The 20,810-nt window shown below is 45.6% G+C and carries 18 protein-coding genes; 9 read left to right on the top strand and 9 right to left on the bottom strand.

Translation table 11 applies throughout. The annotated features are described in order from the left end of the window. Positions 1-19: 19 nt before the first annotated feature. Both ACYVE4_RS09755 and ACYVE4_RS09760 read left to right on the top strand, forming a co-directional pair. Complete coding sequence (locus ACYVE4_RS09755; RefSeq protein ID WP_461039436.1) at positions 20-610, top strand: Crp/Fnr family transcriptional regulator; 591 nt, start codon at positions 20-22, stop codon at positions 608-610. 99 nt (positions 611-709) lie between these two features. Next, positions 710-1,192, top strand: coding sequence for a GNAT family N-acetyltransferase (locus ACYVE4_RS09760; protein ID WP_461039438.1), 483 nt, complete (start codon positions 710-712; stop codon positions 1,190-1,192). Positions 1,193-1,346: 154 nt separating this feature from the next. Here the strand turns inward: ACYVE4_RS09760 and ACYVE4_RS09765 are convergent, their stop codons facing one another. The 5 genes from ACYVE4_RS09765 to ACYVE4_RS09785 form a co-directional block, all read right to left on the bottom strand. Then, positions 1,347-2,084, bottom strand: coding sequence for an SDR family oxidoreductase (locus ACYVE4_RS09765; protein ID WP_461039440.1), 738 nt, complete (start codon positions 2,082-2,084; stop codon positions 1,347-1,349). Between the two features lie 69 nt (positions 2,085-2,153). Then, positions 2,154-3,044: a helix-turn-helix domain-containing protein gene (locus ACYVE4_RS09770; RefSeq protein WP_461039442.1), complete on the bottom strand. Its 891-nt coding sequence runs from the start codon at positions 3,042-3,044 to the stop codon at positions 2,154-2,156. A gap of 15 nt (positions 3,045-3,059) precedes the next feature. Beyond that, positions 3,060-3,857 (bottom strand): helix-turn-helix domain-containing protein, encoded by a 798-nt coding sequence (locus ACYVE4_RS09775; protein ID WP_461039444.1) that lies wholly within the window; start codon positions 3,855-3,857, stop codon positions 3,060-3,062. A gap of 28 nt (positions 3,858-3,885) precedes the next feature. Then, complete coding sequence (locus ACYVE4_RS09780) at positions 3,886-4,488, bottom strand: DUF2238 domain-containing protein (RefSeq protein WP_461039445.1); 603 nt, start codon at positions 4,486-4,488, stop codon at positions 3,886-3,888. Between the two features lie 19 nt (positions 4,489-4,507). Beyond that, positions 4,508-5,554, bottom strand: a complete 1,047-nt coding sequence (locus tag ACYVE4_RS09785; protein WP_461039447.1) for an SDR family oxidoreductase — start codon at positions 5,552-5,554, stop codon at positions 4,508-4,510. Positions 5,555-5,872: 318 nt separating this feature from the next. Between ACYVE4_RS09785 and ACYVE4_RS09790 the strand changes: the two genes are divergently transcribed. Beyond that, a complete protein-coding gene (locus ACYVE4_RS09790) occupies positions 5,873-6,334 on the top strand; it encodes a hypothetical protein (RefSeq protein WP_461039448.1) in 462 nt (153 codons plus the stop codon). A 165-nt stretch (positions 6,335-6,499) separates the two neighbouring features. Beyond that, positions 6,500-9,211 carry an alpha-d-galacturonidase gene (locus tag ACYVE4_RS09795; protein ID WP_461039449.1) on the top strand — a complete coding sequence of 904 codons (2,712 nt, stop codon included), beginning with the start codon at positions 6,500-6,502 and terminating at the stop codon, positions 9,209-9,211. A 20-nt stretch (positions 9,212-9,231) separates the two neighbouring features. Here the strand turns inward: ACYVE4_RS09795 and ACYVE4_RS09800 are convergent, their stop codons facing one another. Further along, positions 9,232-10,176, bottom strand: coding sequence for an NAD-dependent epimerase/dehydratase family protein (locus tag ACYVE4_RS09800; RefSeq protein WP_461039450.1), 945 nt, complete (start codon positions 10,174-10,176; stop codon positions 9,232-9,234). A gap of 110 nt (positions 10,177-10,286) precedes the next feature. Continuing rightward, positions 10,287-12,731, bottom strand: coding sequence for an outer membrane beta-barrel protein (locus tag ACYVE4_RS09805; RefSeq protein ID WP_461039452.1), 2,445 nt, complete (start codon positions 12,729-12,731; stop codon positions 10,287-10,289). Positions 12,732-12,971: 240 nt separating this feature from the next. Between ACYVE4_RS09805 and ACYVE4_RS09810 the strand changes: the two genes are divergently transcribed. The 4 genes from ACYVE4_RS09810 (at position 12,972) to ACYVE4_RS09825 (ending at position 15,582) form a co-directional block, all read left to right on the top strand. Next, a complete protein-coding gene (locus ACYVE4_RS09810) occupies positions 12,972-14,012 on the top strand; it encodes a sensor histidine kinase (protein WP_461039454.1) in 1,041 nt (346 codons plus the stop codon). Next, positions 14,009-14,719, top strand: coding sequence for a LytR/AlgR family response regulator transcription factor (locus ACYVE4_RS09815; RefSeq protein WP_461039456.1), 711 nt, complete (start codon positions 14,009-14,011; stop codon positions 14,717-14,719). Before ACYVE4_RS09810 ends, ACYVE4_RS09815 begins: the two co-directional genes overlap by 4 nt. 67 nt (positions 14,720-14,786) lie before the next feature. Continuing rightward, complete coding sequence (locus tag ACYVE4_RS09820) at positions 14,787-15,149, top strand: DUF4180 domain-containing protein (RefSeq protein ID WP_461039458.1); 363 nt, start codon at positions 14,787-14,789, stop codon at positions 15,147-15,149. A gap of 34 nt (positions 15,150-15,183) precedes the next feature. Further along, positions 15,184-15,582 (top strand): OsmC family protein, encoded by a 399-nt coding sequence (locus ACYVE4_RS09825; RefSeq protein ID WP_461039459.1) that lies wholly within the window; start codon positions 15,184-15,186, stop codon positions 15,580-15,582. Positions 15,583-15,596: 14 nt separating this feature from the next. Here ACYVE4_RS09825 and ACYVE4_RS09830 read toward each other — a convergent pair whose 3' ends face one another. Beyond that, a complete protein-coding gene (locus tag ACYVE4_RS09830; RefSeq protein WP_461040373.1) occupies positions 15,597-16,361 on the bottom strand; it encodes a DeoR/GlpR family DNA-binding transcription regulator in 765 nt (254 codons plus the stop codon). Between the two features lie 198 nt (positions 16,362-16,559). Next, on the bottom strand, positions 16,560-17,330 hold the full coding sequence (tam, locus tag ACYVE4_RS09835; RefSeq protein ID WP_461039461.1) for a trans-aconitate 2-methyltransferase: 771 nt from the start codon (positions 17,328-17,330) through the stop codon (positions 16,560-16,562). A gap of 304 nt (positions 17,331-17,634) precedes the next feature. Here tam and ACYVE4_RS09840 point away from each other — a divergent pair, with 304 nt between their 5' ends. Beyond that, on the top strand, positions 17,635-20,808 hold the full coding sequence (locus ACYVE4_RS09840; protein WP_461039463.1) for a SusC/RagA family TonB-linked outer membrane protein: 3,174 nt from the start codon (positions 17,635-17,637) through the stop codon (positions 20,806-20,808). Positions 20,809-20,810 lie beyond the last annotated feature (2 nt).

Consider the following 20,810-nt stretch of genomic DNA (forward strand, 5'->3'; position numbering starts at 1 on the left):
ATTGAAAAAGGAATAAACGTTGGACAAACTACCATTACTACAAAAAGTGTTGGGCAATTTTGCCGGACTCACCGATGACGATATATCGGTGAGTTTGCCCTTTTGGCGGGATCGCACGATTGTGAAGCATGATTTTTACAACAAACAAAACGTTGTTTGCCGCGATTTGGGGATCGTCGTAAAAGGTATTTTCCGGGTATTTTATTACGATGAAGCCAGTAATGAAGAGAAAAATATGTTCTTTTTTTCGGAAGATCAGTTTGTTGTTTCGTTTCGCAGCTTTCTCTATCAATATCCCTGTGTGTATCACATAGAAGCGCTGGAAGAATCACAAATTCTTTACATCCGTTATAGCGATTTGCAGCAGCTATACGACACCCATAAATGCTGGGAAAAATTCGGCAGGCTGCTGGCCGAACATTTCTTCCACCAGTCGCAAGGCAGGACTGAAGAATTGTTGTTTCTGACTCATGAAAACAGGTATCTGAATCTAGTAAAGCAACATCCTACGATTGTTCAGCGGGTACATTCTTATCACATTGCCTCCTTTTTAGGCATAAAAAATCAATCCCTTAGCAGAATCAGAAAGAGAGTATCAGACCGAAAATGATATACATCATTTCAACTACAAAAATGGTCCTATTGACGCAATGAAGTTGTGTATATTTGAGCATTGGCACGCAATGTAAAAAACCGTCTACGTATTCTCATGTTACAGAATTTGCAGCTCGAACTTAGGCCAACTGAATATGCTGACTTAGCCCATTTATTTCAATTTCAACTCGACAAAGAGGCAAACTATTTAGCTGCTTTCACGTCAAAAGATCCAACCGATAAAGAAGCCTATTTTGAGAAGTTTACAAAATTCCTGAATGACCCGGCCATACACATGAAGACCATTTTTATTAATAAAACAGTGGTGGGTAGTGTGGCAAAATTTGAGCTGGTAGGAAACGCTGAAATTACGTATTGGATCGATAGAAAGTATTGGGGAAATGGAATTGCAACAACCGCACTTGGAAATTTTCTGGCGCTTGAAAACACAAGACCAATTTTTGGCCGAGTTGCGTTTGACAATGTAGGTTCGCAAAACGTTTTAGGAAAATGCGGTTTTGTGAAAATTGGCCTGGATAAAGGTTTTGCCAACGCACGGCAAGCAGAAATAGACGAATTTATTTACAAGCTGACCTAGCAACTAGTACTACACAGTACCTAAACTGATAGCCATTATAGGCTCCTCCCCATACCGACTTAGTATTTGAATCAAAACAAAAACATCGCCCTGTGAAAACGATTGATTAGCGTTCTCAGGGCAATGTGATCAACAACAAAATCGCAACGGGGTGCTACCAGGGACTAATCCCTGTGTCGGGAGCATTATCATCGCTGAAGAATTGACTCGTGGGACCATCTGGACCAAGCATGGCTGCTTTTACGACTCTTGCAGCTGCATCCGATACGGTACCAGGGCCACTGTGATGATTGAAATCAGTAGCCGTATAACCCGGATCGACAACATTCACCTTAAACGGTGTATCGCGTAGTTCGTAGGCTAATACAATCGTATACGCATTCAGAGCCGCTTTGGAAGCCGTATAACAAGCGCCTTTCACAGAATAATATTTCCAGTCGGGGTCATTGTGCAAGGTTAGCGAACCTAAGCCGGATGTAACGTTGACGATACGCGGCTCCGATGATTGCTTCAATAAATCAATAAAAGCCTGTGTGGTTTCGATTACACCAAAAAAATTGGTTTCAAAGACGTTTTTGAACACATTGATGTCGGTATCGATTGCTGTTTGTGGGAAGCCGCCACTGATTCCTGCGTTATTAATCAATACATCGAGTACGCCGGTTTTCTGACCCAGGGTTTCCCGTGCCGTTTTTATGGAATCAAGATTATCAACATCAATGGTAATCGACTCGATTTTGGCAAAGCCTTCCGATTGTAATTGATCGACGGCTTTCTGACCTTTTTGAGAGTCGCGGCTTCCGAGGTATACGTAATAGCCTTTCTGTACTAACTGACGGGCTGTTTCGAAACCGATGCTTTTATTAGCACCAGTGATTAATACTGTTTTCATTGTTCATCTGTTTGTGATGGGGCAAAACTACGGCATCCCTCATGCACAGATCGAACACATTCTTCGGCATTACTGGTACATTTCACGGCTGCTGGCCCGATATTCCGCTGGAGTCAGATCAGTTTCCCGTTTGAAGAAGCGACTGAAATACGACGCATCCGAAAAACCGAGGTCAAACGCAATTTCTTTCAGAGATTGCTGGCTATGAAATAGCAAACGGCGGGCTTCCAGTACCAATCGTTCATGAATGTGCACTATGGCCGGTCGACCGCTCTGCACTTTCACTACTTCGCTCAGATACCCGGCCGACACATTGAGTAGTGAGGCATACTCGCTCACCTGATGCAATTCGCGAAAGTTTTCCTCAATCGTAGCCTGGTATTTCTTTAGCAATAGTTTGTCTGTAGAAAGTGAATCGCCCTCAAACTGCTCCGTATAAAGCCGGCTCAAGTAGGTCACAAACACAGTCAGGTAGGCGATAAGCATACGTTGTTGCCATTCGCCGGGGTGGGTGTACTCGTTGTAAATCTTTTCCAGGATGTCTTCGATGAATTGTATATCAGAAGTTGCCAACTTCAATTCGTGCGCATTCTGTGGATTGCGAATCAGGGGCAATTTACTCAGAGCAGCACTTTCCTGTAAGGCCAGAAAGTCGGCCGTAAACGCCATGGCCGTACCCCACATGGCTTTAGGTTCCTCTTTGACAATCAGTTGGTTTGGCACGAAGATATAGAAGGTATTATCTCGGGTAACATAGGGTGTCATATCCACCCAATGACGGCTGTTGCCCCGACGAGCAAACACCAGCAGATAATAATCCTTGCGATGAGGTATCAGCTGTTCCGAACGATGAGGCATCGTCCCGTTAAAGTTGGCCATACTAAATAGCTTGTCTCCCAGAACGGGATCGTGCTCTAGTGCGTAAATCGGTACGGGTTGATCTCTGGTGGCTATATTCATTCGGTTTTATCTGGCTTAAACAAGCCATTCTTCGGGTATGCTGGTTGGACTATATCCAAATTTCTTTTTAAACGCAAAGGAAAAATGAGACAGGTTTTCGAAGCCCACTTCCAGATAAACATCAGACACTTTACGTTCTTTTTTGGTCAGTAAGAAATAAGCTTCCTGCAGTCGCTTTTGCATCAGCCAGTGGCTCGGTGTATCTTGAAAAATGCGTTTAAAATCCTGCTTAAAAATCGTCAGGCTGCGCCCGGTCAAATAGGCAAACCGGTCCAGCGTTACGTTGAACCGAAAATTACGATTCATATAGGCTTCCAGGTCGATTTTTTCGGGAGCACTGAAATCAAAGAAAACACTCGCAAGTTCGGGATTCTTTCTTAACACAATCAACAGCAATTCCTTCCGTTTGATATCGAAAAAGACAGGATCGATTTTCCCGCTGTCGGTTAAGTAACTATCCAGCGACCGCACGTAATTATCAACCAGTGGGTTCTTCTCCAATTTGATCAATCCTCCCGATGGTTTTTTCAGGTCTGTCTGAAGCTTATATTCTTCCTGAAACGCTTTTAGAAACTTCTGATCAAATACGACAACTATTTTTTCAAATTTTCCATCGACGAGTTGCTTATTGTATTTAACAAGATGGTTTCGGCGGGCAAGTCCACATTCACCCGCTTTAAGCTTATATTCCTTATTACCGTCATAAGCCGTCATGTTTCCGGTTCCCAGGTAAAGGAAAAAATGCTCCGAAATAAACTGCTCAGGCGATAATTCGGGACCTATGTAGCAGGAAGTGATGGCAGTTGCTTTCATCCTATTTTTTGAAACTCATTCCGTTAATTTACGCACGTATCGACCGAATTTGCCTGTCCTGAATTTTCGATAAGAACAGAATCATGCAGGTAGCCCCTATGGTTGCGCATAACATGTCGGATTGCGTGTCCCAAACGTACCCCTGTGTTCCTAAAAAGGACTCGGCCGATTCTCCCGAAAGTTCGGCCACTAACCATTCTAAAAACTCGTACAATACACTGATTGTCACGCAAATACAAACCGTCAAAAAAGTAAGCCAGTTTCTGGTCTGAACGACTTTTTCACGAATTAACAACTCTCGAGCAATACTGGCAGGAATAAAGCCCTGAGCAAAATGGCCTACCTTATCGTAGTTGTTTCGATTTTGATGAAATACGTCTTTAATCCACTCAAAAAGAGGCACTTTGGCGTAGGTGTAATGTCCTCCGACAAACAAAATATAGCAATGAATAAGTATTAACACATAGACCAGATCGGTAAATCTGAATTTCCGAAACGTAGCGATCAAAACAATCAAGCCAATAATGGCTGGTGCAACTTCCAGTATCCACGTAAAATAATCGTGCGGATGAATGGCTGAAAGCACCAATCCCAGAAAAAACAACGCTATCAGAATGGAATACTTGTTCATTGTTATACGAGGGCAGGATCTACTTTTTTAGAGCCCCAAATTTCATCAAACTCTCCGCCGTTGCCAACAATGCCTCTTCATTACTACGCGGCTTCCAACCAAGTAGGGTTCTGGCTTTCGCGTTGCTGGCATCCCGATACCGACTCAACATTGGTACCAGATTTTTAGCCGTTGGATTAACTAAAGCGACTACACGAACCACCCAATCGGGTAGCCGACGGGTCGAAATGGTTTTGATTCGGTTGCCCAGTTTATTTTTCAGCAGTTGAGCAATTTCTGGTAAAGTCATAATGTCGCCGGCAATTGCCAGAAACCGTTGCCCTTTTGCAGCTGGGCTAGCCATGGCTCGAATATGCAGATCGGCTACGTCCCGCACATCAACAATACCCAGCGTCATGTTTGGAACCCGCTTCATCGAACCATCCAGCACCCGTTTCAGTAACTCAAAACCACTCGACAAATCCGGGCCAAGCGAAGGGCCAAAGATACCGACCGGATTGACAACCGACAGCTCCAGGCGCCCACCTTCTCTGTTCATAAAATCCCAGGCCGCCCGTTCGGCCAATACTTTCGATTTATTGTAGGCAGAAAGTCCTTTTTCGGCCGGATCCGTCCAATTTTCCTCTGTAATTAACGTAGTCGTATCGGTATGACTATACCCGACAGCGCCAAAGTTGGATGTCAATACCACTCGTTTTACCCCTGCATTCCGTGCCGCTTTGAGTACGCGAACCACGCCATCTACAGCTGGTCGAATCATTTCGGCCTCATCTTTCGGAACGCGCAGACTAATTGGCGATGCTACGTGCAATACGTATGTACAATGCTTAACGGCTTCCTTCCAATTCGCATCGTTGGTCAGATCGGCTTCGATGAAAACCAGGTTGTTGAATGACGTAATGCCCCCCTCTTTGAGCATATCCAACACATCCTGCTTACGCTTGAGCGAACGGAGTGTCGTTTTTACGCTATAGCCTTTTTGCAACAATTGCCGAATACATTCTACACCAACGAATCCAGTGCCGCCCGTTACGAGTACCCATATTTCGGTGTTTGTCTGTGTCATAATCTTGAGAAATTTTATGAGACAAATTTCCGGCTAAGAGTCACGAGTCACTTTGTTAAAACGTCGGAAATTACTTTGTTGAAACGGCCGGATTTTATTCTGTTCGACAGAGAAAACTGCCCACTAAACCAACTTATTTACAGACCAGTTACTGGCAAATCATTATTTTAGCATCCACTCTTCACCAATATCATACCACTATCCTATCTTATGCAAATAACCAAACCTTAACTATTAGGATGCTACCAATAGGATATTGAAACCAGCCAATAAGTAAACCAATACTTACCAACGATCACCTGACATAATCATACCTGTATGACAATTAATGAGCTAAAAGAAAGACAGGATTTCGCAGCGGATAGTAAACTACGGGCCATGTACATCCAGCTCGGAGGGCTTCTGAACGAATTAAAAAAGAAGGAATTAACTCAGCCCATCATTGAATCTATTAATCAGGACGTTAACGAATTAAACACTACACCGCTCACGGGTAATGCATTCGAGAAAGCAATAAAACAGAAGCAAACGAAAATTATTAAACTAGTAGAAAAGGAGCTTAAAATCGTTCCCAAAAACTACTATCGAACACTTTGGTTAGCCCTTGGCATATCGGCTTTTGGCCTGCCCATTGGCGTGGCAATTGGGTTAAGTCTTGGCAATATCGGCTTTTTGGGCATCGGTTTACCGATTGGTATGGCCATCGGAATTGCCGTGGGTTCGGGCCTGGACAAAAAAGCGTTAGACGAAGGAAGGCAGTTGGCTATAGAGATCAAATAGTACATATAGGGTAACCAGTGGCCGAAATAGCATTCATTGGCCGAAATAACAATCTCATTTTGCTACGCTAACATTGTACAATTTTCAGAGAAAATGGTGGAGATTCAGGTTGTACTAAACCTGTACGTTTGTAAACGTCCTGATTCCTGACTTTTCACCTTTACTATGAACCGTTATCGTACCGGCGTTTCGCTTCTCTACATCCTTCTTGCGGCCTCTCCCATAGCCGCTCAACAAACGGCGAGAAAAAGTCAGTCTGTCACTATTGTGCTCCCAGCTAAAAGCCATGTCAGACTTGATTTTGGTGCAGAAAAACTAAAGCAGACCCTGCAAACAGTTGGCTATCAGACAAGTATTATAAAAAATACTCCGTCGCCTAATCGAGATTATGTCATTCATTTAGGTTTAAAAGCTGGGAATAACCTAAAAAAGGAAGCTTTTTCTGTTCAGAAAGACGCGCAAAAGCCACTGTCTATTCTGGGTAATGATCCATCAGGTACGCTCTACGGTTGTCTGGAATTAGCGTCACGAATAAAAGAAACTGGCAAACTTCCCGAAACCATTAATCTGACTGATGGCCCTGAAATGGTGCTGCGTGGTACGTGTATCGGCGTCCAGAAACCGACGTATTTGCCCGGACGAGATGTGTATGAATATCCGTACACACCCGAAACATTTCCGTGGCTTTACGACAAAGCGCTGTGGATCAGGTATCTGGATATGATGGTCGAAAACCGGTTTAATTCACTGTATTTATGGAACGGCCATCCCTTTGCGTCGCTGGTACGAGTGAAGGAATATCCATACGCCGTAGAAGTCGACGACGCTACGTTCAGGAAGAATGAAGAAATGTTTCGATTTTTAACCGAAGAAGCCGATAAACGGGGTATCTGGGTGATTCAGATGTTCTACAATATTATCGTTTCGAAACCCTTTGCCGAACACCACCATATCAAGACGCAGGATCGTAACCGCCCTATTGTCCCTCTCATTGCCGACTATACCCGAAAATCGATTGCCGCCTTCGTTGAAAAGTACCCAAACGTGGGCTTACTGATTGCACTGGGCGAAGCCATGGAAGGTGTTGGTCAGGACGATGTCGATTGGTTTACGCAGACTATTATTCCCGGCGTAAAAGATGGGCTGAAAGCTCTCGGGCAAACCACCGAACCACCTCTTGTGCTTCGTGCGCACGATACAGACGCTCCGCGCGTGATGAAAGCGGCTCTGCCCATCTACAAGAATTTATATACTGAAGCGAAGTTCAACGGCGAAGCATTAACGACCTATGAGCCACGCGGCAAATGGGCTGATTTACACCGTACATTAAGCAATATCGGTACCGTACAGATTGAGAATGTCCATATTCTGGCGAATCTGGAGCCCTTCCGCTATGGCTCTGCCGACTTTATTCAGAAGTCGGTATTGGCAATGCACAGCATTTACGGGGCTAACGGCTTGCATCTGTATCCACAAGCTTCGTACTGGGATTGGCCTTACACTGCCGACAAAACCACCCCTCGCCTACTCCAGCTCGACCGCGACTGGATTTGGTACAAAAACTGGGCGCGTTACGCCTGGAAAGCTGGTCGGGATCGCCCTGCCGAAGTATCGTACTGGGGAACTCAACTGGCCGAAAAATATGGCTTATCAACTGAACAAGGGAAAGACGTACTTGAAGCTTACGAGCAGGCCGGCGAGATCGAGCCTAAATTACTACGACGCTATGGCATTACCGACGGCAACCGCCAAACGCTGACGCTTGGTATGTTGATGACTCAATTGATCAATCCATTTCGTTACGGCCTTTTCACGTTGATGTACGAATCAGAAGCACCTGAGGGCGAAATGATTATCGAGTATGCCGAAAAGGCGTCCAAACAGGAAAAACACATTGGCGAAACCCCACCGCAAATTGCCGATGAGGTGATTGAACATGGTAAAAAAGCCGTTGCCGCCATTGAGAAAGCGTCTGGTTCAGTCACAAAAGACAAGGCCGAATTCGATCGGCTGAAAAATGACGTGTATTGCCAGAATGCGTTGGCCAATTTTTATGCTCAGAAAGCTCGGGCTGCGGTAATCGTGTTGCGGTATAAATATTCTAAAGATGTTCGCGAACTGGAGAAAGCAGTGCCTCTGCTGGAAAGTAGTATAAACCATTTTACGGATTTAGTAAACCTCACAAAGGATACGTATCTGTACGCCAACAGTATGCAGACGCAGCAGCGCAAAATTCCGATGCGGGGTGTCAACGGTACGTATAAAACCTGGGAGGAAATGCTACCAGTCTATCAAAAAGAATTGAACCGATTCAAACACGTAATTGACTCACTCAAAACGAATTCCAATTCCGTTGCCAAACAAACCGTTCCGCTGAAACCGGCAACGGTTACGCTCCAAAGCCCAAAGATTGATACCTATACAATCGATAAAGGCCAACCCGTTTTTGCCGATACGTCCGCAACGATCCGCGATGTAGCACCTGAACTAAGGCAATTAAAAGGGTTGAAATTCGCCAAAGCGACACAGCAATCGGAACGTACCAGCCTGACGTTTACGGCCTCTCAACCTGTGAAATTGCTGATTGGCTTTTTCAACGAAAAGGGCTCGAACTACCTTCCCGCTCCCGAACTGGAAACGGACGCCAGCGCCAACGATTACGGTCAGTCGGAAATCAAAATGTCAAATGCCATTCTGGTTGATGGAATGCCGCCAGTCAATGTTCACGCGTATTCGTTTAAACCCGGCCAGCACACCCTGAATCTGGGTAAAGGCGTCTGTCTGCTACTAGGCTTTATGGATGGCACTCAGGAGATTCCCATCGTGGATGCTGGTCTGGCGGGAAATAAGAAAACCATCGACTGGCTATTCGAGTGATATTCCTATTATCCAATATGTTACGTTTTCTGATTCATTTGCCAGCGTAGCGATTCCTGAATGGCTTCTAATGAGGAATACTTGGGATTGTAGTTCACTAAACGACGCGCTTTTTCAATACTGCCATTCGGGCTGTGAACGATGTGATCCCAGGTCAGGCGAGCATCTTCAGGGGAAACCTGGTGACGAAAATCGTCCCAGGCCATGTACCGAAGCTGGGCTTTTTGCCCAAACCAGGCTGCCATCGATTCCGCATACCCTCGTAACGTAAGTGCCTTGGGGGAAACAACATTAAAACTTTCTCCGATGGCCTGAGAGCGGTGTAAGATAGCCTGCATAAACGCTTGGGCAACATCGTCGGCATGAACATGGTGTAACGTTTCCATACCAATGTTTGGCAACATCACTTCTTCGCCCTTCGCCAGTTGCGAAAAAACGGCTGGATTGAGATTACCTGCCGGATTGATTGGTTGCCAGCCTGGCCCAACAATATGCCCCGGATGCAGTACGGTTGTCGGGAATCGCTCCTGGTCGACCTGTTGCAATAGATAGCTTTCTGTTGCGGCTTTCCGAATACCATACTCGCCAATGGGTTGACGGGGGTGCGTTTCATCTGTGGGTACCTCAATGCTATGCCCATATACCCACATCGTGCCACAGAACAGATACTGCTCAATCCCATCCTGTAACGATTCGACGAGTTGACGAGCACTCTCAGGCTGAAAACAGACCATGTCAATGACTATCTGTGGTGCTAAATCAGCAACGACACGGCCAAACTCTCCCTGGCGTTCTAATTCCGTACGGTCGGCTTTGATTAGCTGGACCTGGTCCCAGGCGGGGTGCGGTTGATAAGGCTTTTTTTGCTGGCGATTTATACAAATTACCTGATAACCAGCCTCTACCAATCGGGGAACCAAATAGGTACCTACATGTCCTGTGCCACCAATAATTACTACGCGCATATGTATTGCGGTTTAGCCCATCATTCAACTTATCAACCAATGTCAGTAAGCAAAACTAAGGGCCGATCAGTACATTATCATTACGCAGAGACAGGATCATGGACTTTCGGCTAATTCACTCGGCTCTTTTCTACATCGGCGGCATTGTCGGAATGAGCCCGCTTTCGGGCAAAGGCCTCTTTTCCAAAACGATACGTGAACGTCAGGCCAATTCGCTGCGTGTCGGTTTCGTTGGTATGAAATGCTTCGATCTGCTTCAGGCTAACGGTTCGATCGGTTGTTTTCCAGGAGTGAAAAATATCCTCAAGTGTTAGTCGAATACTGCCTTTATCCTGCCAGAGTTTTTTCTGAATTGCTGCTGCAATCCGGTAGCGCGAACTCGTTATGGTTTGACCCGACAAATCGTTGGACGAGTAATAGCCACTGAATTCGCCACTCCATCCCTTATCGAATCGCAACTGATTGAGCAGATTGATTCGGGCATGATAAAGTCTCGGATTAAGCCGTTCTGAATAAGCCATTCCGTTTAGCTTTAAGGTTGCCAGCATCACATTAGCATTAACGTTCCACCACTTGGCGGGCGAAACCGAGAGGTTGGTGTTGAGACTAAGAATGTGTCCGCTCGCTACATTGTCGGGACGATTGATAAAAATATCGCCAACGGCTTGTGTTAACTGAAAAATAATATCCGTAAACTGGCTGTATTGCAGGGCGATACCCACATATTGTTTATGCTGATATTTAAGCTCCATCTGATTGTTATACTGAGGTTTCAGATAGGGATTTCCCATCGTGAACGAATACTGATCCCGATACGCCAGAAACGGATTAAGCAATTGATAATTAGGGCGACTGATCCGCCGGGAGAAGCTGGTTGTGAGCGTATTGGCTCCAGCACTGTCGAGTTTATAGCTCACAAAAGCCGTTGGAAACAATCCTACATAGTTTCGAGTAAATGATGTTTCGGCCACTTCGGGGTTGCCTAATTGCCGACCAGCAATCTGCGTATTCTCAGTCCGAAGACCGCCCTGTACTGCCAGCCGACCCCAGTCTTTGCGATAATTAAGATAAGCGGCATGTATAGTTTCGCGGTAGATGAAATGATTGGATTGACCAAAATCGGGCGTCAGTTTACTTGCGGTTTGCGTAAAATATTGCGCGTTGTTATCATTCGTCACGATGCTCGACTTCGCCCCCATTTCTACTTTCGCCTTATTCGCCAATGGATGTGCATAGTCCACTTTGGCCGAATAAATGGTAATTGTATACGGCAGCTTATACACAAACTGACGACTATTGAGCAATGGCCCATCAGGGCGATTTATCCTGGTTTGCAACGACTGATCTCCCTCCGATCCATACGTAATGTAATTCAGATCAGCGGAGAGTTCGCGGCCCGTTTTTCCAAATGTATGTTGCACGTTGGTATTTGCCCCGATGTTCTTCCACCGATACATACCGACTGTATTACCCGTTCCGATCGAATCAATAACCGCCCGATTATCACGACTTTGGCTAACATAATCGAGTCGATCCCGACGGGGGCTGTTCTGAATAGTAAGAACAAAACCATACGTCGTATTGGGCGATACAGCATAATCCATTCCAAATCTTGCCATAAGGGAATGGCTTGTGGAAGTATAATGGTTCGTAAGCTGTACTGACGAGTTTAACACGGAACTGGGCTCATAAAACCGCCGGTCGTAAACGTCAGTGGCATAATTTCCATCTTTAGAATAGCCAAGGCTAGCGAAAAGATTAATCTTTTTACGATTGTAATTTAGATTAAGAACATCATTGCTACGACTGGTAACACCTTGGTTAAATCCGGCTGTAATCCCGCCCGTAAAGCCCTGAATTCGAGTACGTTTTAGGCGAATATTGATGATTGAACTGCCGGCTGCGTCATATTTGGCGGGCGGATTGGTCATCAGTTCGAGCTTTTCCAGTGAACCGCCCGGCAAGGATTTCAGATAAGCCGCCAAATCCTGCCCCGACATGTAAGTTGGTCGATCATCAATCAGGACTAATACGCCCGCTTTCCCATTCAAACTAATTTCACCATTCGTGCCAACCGTAACACCCGGTGTTTTTTCAAGAATTTCCAGTGTATTGCTTCCGGCACTACCAATCATCGCTTCCACGTTCACAATCGTTCGGTCGATCTCCTGTTCGATCAGCGGCTTTTTTGCCACCACTTTAACCTCATTCAGCATTGTTTTTGAAGGTGTTACGATAAAAACTGGCAACGTAACGGCTGGATGTTGCTCGTCAATCAGAATGGCTCCGCTTCGATAATCGATATTACCCACGCTCGTGACATGAATTCGATACGTATCCGGCAACAGGTCAACGAAAGTAAATTTCCCACTGCTGCTAGTCAGTTCCCCCCGTACTAAAGTTGAGTCTGACGCACGTAACAAACGGACTGTAGCGCCGGGCAACGGTTCGTTTGTAATGTCTTTAATAAGCCCGGTAATACTTTTCATGGGCGATTGAGTAAAGCCTACCAATGGATTAATTAAGAAGAGGATACACAAGAAAACAGGTCGCATGGGGTGTTGTTTAAGAGTTCGATTCACTACGTTCGTATCAAAGATTGACCGTAGGAGTTGGCTCTTAAAAGAATCGTGACGGACTTGGCCAACGGTCTGACAGAATGCCGATTTGGGGTGTCAAACGGGTTGGTCAGTAGTTTGTACGATTTCGTCAGTCATTTTTAGGTGTCTGTCCGGCTCGTTTACTTATCTTGGTTGAGTTACCCAGTTTTGTGTCAGCCAATCAAAACGACACCTGTGAAAACTAATTCAGCGAACCGGTCTGGTGGAAATAGTGGCCTCCCCGAACACTTTTTTGTCTGGGGGCTTGTGGCCATTCCGCTCTATTTTATTTTTCGTACCTATACTAAAACGATTACGACCGTAAACGACGAAGAATCGGCCCTAATCGCTACGCTGGGTTGTCTGATCGGTGTTTATAGCGGTCGTTATCTGGCACTCTCATGGACTCCGGCAACGAAGCAGATTCCCGGCTGGCTGTTCGGTTTGTTACCACTAATTATAGTCAGTTGCCTGTTGATGAGTGCCAATTTTGCCAGCAGTTTGCAGAGCCATCAGAACTTCATGTATACGTTTTTCCTGAGCCTGCCACTTTTTATTGTCTGTATATCGACAGGTATGCTCATCAAACTAATACGAATTCGAATTGCGAATCAGTTGCAGGCGGCCCAAGCCCAGGCAGAACATAGCCAGAGTGAGCTCCATGTACTTCAGTCGCAGTTAAGTCCTCATTTTCTGTTTAATACGTTAAATAATCTGTATGGTATTTCGATTTCGCAACCCGACAAAACACCATCCCTATTACTGAAACTTTCCGAACTATTACGCTACTCCGTATACGACGCTAAAGATCTGTTCGTCCCACTAACGAATGAACTGGCTTACATCAATAATTACATTGAGTTTGAAAAATTACGTATCGGTAACAAACTTGCGTTAACCACAAGTATCGAAAACGTGACTAATACAGAGATTCGGATTGCGCCGATGCTTCTGATCGTATTTATTGAAAATGCATTTAAACACGCGAAGAATTCGATCCAGCAACCTATTGTGATTGATATTTCGCTGAAACTGTGGGGCAATTCGATTCTATTTTCGGTCAAAAATTCGTTTACCAGAGCCGAAGAAACAACTGGTGGACTAGCCAAAAGTAGTGGCCTGGGCCTGGCCAATGTTCGAAAACGGCTTGATTTATTATATCCGAATGCACATGATTTAGCCATTCAGGAAGCCGACGGGTTTTATATAGTACAGTTACAGCTTCGAATCAAATGAAAAAAGCAACCTGCCTGATTGTCGACGATGAGCCCATAGCGCGGGAAATCATTGAAACCTACTGTAAGCATTTGCCGCAACTAATCGTCGTGGCCTCCTGCGATAATGCGCTCGATGCAAAAACGGAATTGCAAAAACAGCCGATCGACATTCTATTTTTAGATATCAACATGCCTGTTCTTAGCGGCATTGCGTTTCTGAAAACCCTGAAAAATCAGCCACAGGTAATTTTCACAACGGCCTACAAAGAATACGCCGTTGATGCATTCGATCTATCCGCTTGCGATTACCTTCTCAAGCCCTTTTCCCTCGAACGCTTTATTGTCGCCGTCGACAAAGCGTTCGATCGTTTACGGCCTGCCCCTACCCCAATTCTCATAGCGAACGACCCAAAATCGGACGACCACACCTTCGTAAAAGCGGATGGAAAAATCTATAAAATCCGGCATGATGAGCTTCTTTTCGCTGAAGCCAATGGGAACTACACCAAGATCAATACAACGGCCGGTACGTTGATGCCCGGTATGACTTTTTCGAGTTTTATCAGCTTACTCCCTATAAATCAGTTCATTCAAGTGCATCGCTCGTTTGTGATCAACAAGGCTAAAATCAGCCATATTGAGGGTAACCGAGTTTTTATCGACACATACGAAATTCCTATCGGCAGTAATTATCGAGAGGACTTTTTGAACGTATTGGGCGTGTAGCTAAATTCAGTAAATGTACTTAGCTGGCTTAGGCTTTATAGTTGACAATCGTTTTTTATACACCCAGATGGAAATCAAAATACATCAAATCGGTAATGTTAAAATTGCAGAAATTATTTCCGAAAACGTCATCATGGCTACGGTAGATGACGGGCTGGATTTAGTAGGCAATGTATATTATCAGGATTTCGACCGGATCATTATTCACGAGAAGGCTATCACCAACGATTTCTTCGATTTAAAGACTGGGATAGCGGGTGAAATCCTGCAAAAATTTTCTACGTATCGAGTCCGGCTAGCCATTGTAGGCGATTTCAGCCGCTATCAGAGTAAGAGTCTGAAGGATTTCATTTTTGAAAGCAACAAATCGAGACAAATCAATTTCTGTCAGTCCGTAGCCGACGCAGTTGCCAACCTTTCAGCGTACTAATTACTTGTAAATCACAGACAAAACTTACTTGCTCATGAAAATGTCGGCGACTGTCAAAAACACATTTAACCAGCATGAAGCGACCGTGCAAACGAACGACGATGCAAAATCTGTCCAGATTTCAGCCAAGGCGTCAGGCTACGGCTCGTCGGTAAATGGCGGAGAACTGCTGCTACTTGCTTTAGCGACTTGCTTCTGCAACGATATTTATCGGGAAGCCAGCAAACGGAACATGGCTGTATCCGGAGTAGAGGTTGTTTGTACAGGCGAATTCGGTGCGCCGGGCGAGCCAGGCCGTAATTTCCAATACAAAGCCACAGTCATTGCCGATGCATCGGCCGAAGAAATTGATGACCTAATTCGGTACACTGACACGGTTGCTGAAATCCAGAATACCTTACGGAAAGGATTAAATGTTTCGCTGACGAACTGATTATCTGTAAGATACTAGGTTGCAATAATCAATTCGATCTCATTATCGTGAAAAACCTGCTTGTGTTTTTCTTCGATACCACTGTCTGTGATAATGTAATCAATCAGCGAGAGCGCTCCCAAACTGGCAAAAGCGCTTCTACCCATCTTGGTTGAATCAGCAACCAGGTAAGTCGTATCGGCCGCATCAATCATCGCTTTTTTAACAACCAGGTCGCTGAGACTCGGGTAGGTTAAGCCTGACTTTAACGAGATACCCGCCGTCGCCAGAAATAACTTTTGCACATTGATGCCTTTGAAAAAATCAGCCGCTTTTTGTCCCGTTAGCGACAAAGTTGGTGGCTTGAACTCGCCCCCGGTTACGATGAGTTCAATACCGGGTTCAGCGCCAAGCATCATAGCGATATTGAGCGCGTTGGTAATGACTGTCAGGTTTTTATAGCCCCGCAGTTTTTTAGCGATTTCAGTGGTTGTTGACCCCGAATCCAGAATGATGCTATCGCCACTTTCAATGAATTCCAGACACTTAGCGGCAATCAATTCTTTTTTGTCGATATTCTCCTGATTACCAAGCGAAAACGTTCGAACTTGATCTTCTACGTTTTTCAGATATGCCCCACCGTGCTCCTTCGTTACGAGCCCATCTTTTTCCAGTTTATCGAGGTCCTGCCGGATGGTTACTTCCGTCACTTTAAAAATGCGGGCCAGGTCGATTACCTTGGCGGAACCATCTTCTTTCAATAATTCGAGTATTTTATCCCGACGTTGATTCGGCAGCATACTAACTTCTTTCATTTCTGGATTTTCCAAAAGTAAGGAAAAGATTCTTTCTCGCATCAATGCTTCTACAAACGAAACCAATCAATACATTTCGAAAGACCCATCCCCTATTCGTTTTACTGAAAACACGAGAATCTTCCCGAAAATAACTGCTTATTTACAGAATATGCCAGAGGGCTTCGGTAAACTAGAAACGGATTACTTACGAACTGCAACGATAAATAATCGAGGAAAAGGCAACAGGGCTGTGCCATCGGCAAAAGTGGGATAAGCTTGCGCAATTGCCTCCTGATACCGTTCGAGATAGGCAATTTTCTCCTGTTCATCGAGCGGGGCCAGATAGGGTTGCAGACCTGTCCCTTTAAACCATTCGACAATAGCAGCGACTCCCCCAGCGAGTGGATGATAATACGTTGTTCGCCAGATGTCGAGGGTAAGCGTTCTCTCGTTGAGGAACTCATAGTACCATTCTGCTTTTCGCCGGTCTAGCCGATGCTGTGCCTCAGTCAATTTTTCTGCCCATGGCCCTTCAGCAGCCGTTTCCCGCATGAGCCGATGGGCTGGCTCATCGAAATTATCAGGCATCTGTACGGCAAGGGTGCCTCCTGGTGTCAGTTTATTGAGAAGCGTCGGAAATATGGATTCATGATTAGGCACCCATTGCAGGGCTGCATTGGCGAGAATTACATCAAAAGGCCCTTTGTTCTGCCAGGCAGCAATATCCGCTACCTCAAACGGAATAGCAGGCAGTCGCTTTCGAGCCGCGTCAATCATATTCTCAGAACTATCCATTCCGGTAATTGCGGCATCAGGAAAGCATTTATAAAGTAATTCCGTCGAGTTACCAGGACCACAGCCTATATCGGCTGCTGTTTGTACGTTTCGGGTTGGTATTCGGGCAAGTAAGTCATAGATCGGGCGATTTCGCTCGGTTTCAAATTTGGTATATTGTTTTGCTGACCAACTCATAAGCTACTTCTGTCGTGTTTTCTAATAAACCCCATTCGGGACAATAGTTCTAACGGATCCTGCTAAACTAGACAATGCATAAATCAAAAGAAATGCAAAGCTGTGCATAAAAATCAGGTTAATGCAGGCTTCCATGAGGGCATTAAGTAGTACAATAGAAAGAAATAGAAAGAAATAGAAAATAAAAAATAGCCTTTTCAGGAGAGTACAGGAGGGTTACTCTACCTTCTCCGAATTACCTTTAACCATATTATTTAGCAATTTTTCGTGATACCCTTCTTTGTATACGAATAAATCTACCAATATGTGTCCAATTCTAACCCTACAGCAATTACGGCTATTTAGTTTAGCCTTTCTTTTGCTTTGTTTTTCTTTTGCACATGTCCACGGGCAGGGACGCGCTGCCTCGATTAGCGGTAAAATCACGGACGAGACCGGGAAACCGTTACCAGGGGCTTCCGTTCTGGTGAAGTCAACGAAAAACGGGACCATCTCGAATCAGGATGGGCAGTACACCATTTCAGCCGAAACAGACGCAGTACTAGTAATTAGCTCCATCAGTTTCGAAACGCAGGAAATTCCGGTTACGAACCGCTCGGTAATTGATGTAACAATGCAGCCTTCCAACAAAACCCTGAACGAAGTGGTGGTAGTGGGATACGGTACGCAAAGCAAACGCGCCATTACCGGGGCTGTAGCGTCGGTTGGTTTCAACGAGTTTAAAGACCGTTCCTTCAGCAACATTACGCAGTCGCTGGCGGGGAAAGTGGCTGGAGTAAACATCACGCAGGGACAGGGTGCACCCGGTGTTGCTCCCATTATCCGCATTCGGGGAGTTAGCTCCATTACGGCGGGTACTACGCCGTTATTTGTCGTCGATGGAGTGCCGCTTGAAAATTTCAATCTCAATCTGATTAACCCACAGGATATTGAATCGGTCGATGTACTGAAAGATGCCTCCTCAGCCGCTATTTACGGTTCGCGCGGAGCCAATGGCGTTGTGCTGGTAACAACCAAACTGGGTAAAGTTGGGAAGACGAATATAAGTGCGGGTTATGAATATGGTATTCAGCAGGTTACACGTAAAGTGCCGCTGATGAACGCCCAGCAATGGATTAATTATTATATCGATGCCCATAATAACGCCTGGGTCGATCTAAACCCCACTGTCAATAAAGCATCAGACCCCAACAGTGTTCGTTCGGCGGCCTATCGGATTCCGGAAGATTTTATCAATAACCCGCAGCAATTCGGCAACGGTACTGACTGGCAGGATGTTATGTTCCGAGTCGCTCCTTCTCATAACGCGCAACTGTCGGTTTCGGGTGGTACAGAAAAAACCCAATTTTTGTTTTCGGGCGCTTATCTGGACCAACAGGCCGTTCTGGATGAGAACTACTACAAACGACTCTCATTACGTACCAATATCAAGCACAAAGTTTCGGATAAATTCAGCCTCGGCCTGAACCTGGGTGCTACGTCGATTTTCGACCGAACGGAAGGAACGCAGGGTAAAAGTGATGTGATCAGCCTCGCCCAACAGAGTGACCCTATTTTCCCGGTTTATAACGAGAATGGCAATCTGGGCTATCGCGATCCGAATTCGGTCTGGAATAAATACCTGGCCTACAACGACCTGAATCTGTGGCATCCGTATTCGCTAACCCGGTTTTACCATAAACAAAATAAGTCGTTCAATACGCTGGCAACGGCCTTTGCAGAGTACTACATCACCGACGATCTGAAGTTTCGGACAAGCATCAGCGGCAACCTATTCAACACACGGCTAAACTCGTATCGGGTTAAGAATCAGGGATATGGCTATTCGAGTCTATTGCCTGCCGAAGGGAACGTTCAAACAACCTATATGCTCAACTGGCTATCGGAAAATACGCTTACATACGACAAGCAGTTTGGCGACCATAGTGTAAATGTACTGGCGGGCTATAGCGTTCAGAAACAACGGGATGAGTTTTCTACCGTTACGTCGGGGAATTTCCCAAACGACCTTGTCGAAACGTTGAACGCGGGTGTGGTAACGAGCGGCTCGAGTACGGCTTCAGAATGGGCGATGATTTCGTATCTGGCTCGGGCACAGTACAATTACCAGAATAAATATTTCCTGACAGGAGCCATTCGTCGGGATGGGAGCTCTCGATTTGGAACCGATACGCGCTGGGGTTATTTCCCTTCGGTATCGGCAGGGTGGCTGATTTCGGATGAGAATTTCATGAAGAATGTTAAGTTGATAAATAGCCTGAAACTGCGGGCCAGTTATGGTATTGCCGGGAACAACCAGATTCCAAACTATGGTGCTATCAGCTTACTGGGTTCATCCAACTACGTATCGGGTTCTACGCTGGCGTCGGGACTCGCGATCGGTAACATTGCCAATACTGGGTTGAAATGGGAACGTACAGCGCAATTAAACATTGGTCTGGATGTCAGACTGTTAGGCGACCGAATTGGGCTATCAGCTGAATATTATAATTCGATCACCCGCGATATGCTCCTGAACGTGCCAGTCCCTGATATTTCAGGTTTTTCGACGCAGTTGACCAATATTGGCCGGATGCGCAATCGGGGTATTGAGCTGAATCTGAACACCAAAAACACAACAGGTAAATTTGGCTGGACCACCGATTTCAACTTTAGTCTGAACCGGAACGAAGTGCTTCAGCTGGGCCCCGGCAATGCGCCAATTATCTATACGGACTACGTTGTAGCGGTAAAAACCGAAGTAGGTCAGCCAATTTCAAATTACTTTGGCTACGTAGTAGATGGTGTATTTAAGAATCAGGCAGCTGTCGATGCCTATCCGCACTACAGCACCACCAAACCCGGCGATCCCATAATCCGCGACGTCAATGGCGATGGTAAAATTACGGTCGATGATCGCACGAATCTGGGAAACTATCAGCCTAATTTCATGGCGGGTCTGACCAATACGTTCACCTGGAAAGGATTCGATTTCTCCTTCTTCCTGCAAGGTTCTTACGGCGGAGAAATTGTCAATCAGAATTTCCGGTATCTGGGTTTCTGGAACAACGGTCGAAACATGTTTGCCAATGTTGATAACCGCTGGCGGTCGGAGTCGAATCCCGGCGATGGCACGCACTTCCGCGCAACACTCGGCCTAACGGGTTTGCAGGATCAATTCCACAGTCTGTGGGTCGAAGATGCGTCCTTTACGCGCCTGAAAAACATCCGTATTTCGTACACGCTGCCGATGAGTCTGATGAGCAAAACACCGTTCAAAGTGGCTCGCGTGTACGTGAACGCTGAGAACGTGTACCTCTGGAGTTCGTACACCAACTACGACCCCGAGAACACAACTTATGGAGCTAGTACATTCAGCGCCGGAGGTAATGGATTAAATGCATCGGGCAACGCACCAAACGGTGCATTTATCGGCGTCGACTATGGTTCGTATCCCCTGCCTCGGGTGATAACAATGGGCTTAAAGGTTGATTTTTAGGA

The organism is Spirosoma harenae, assembly GCF_054776975.1.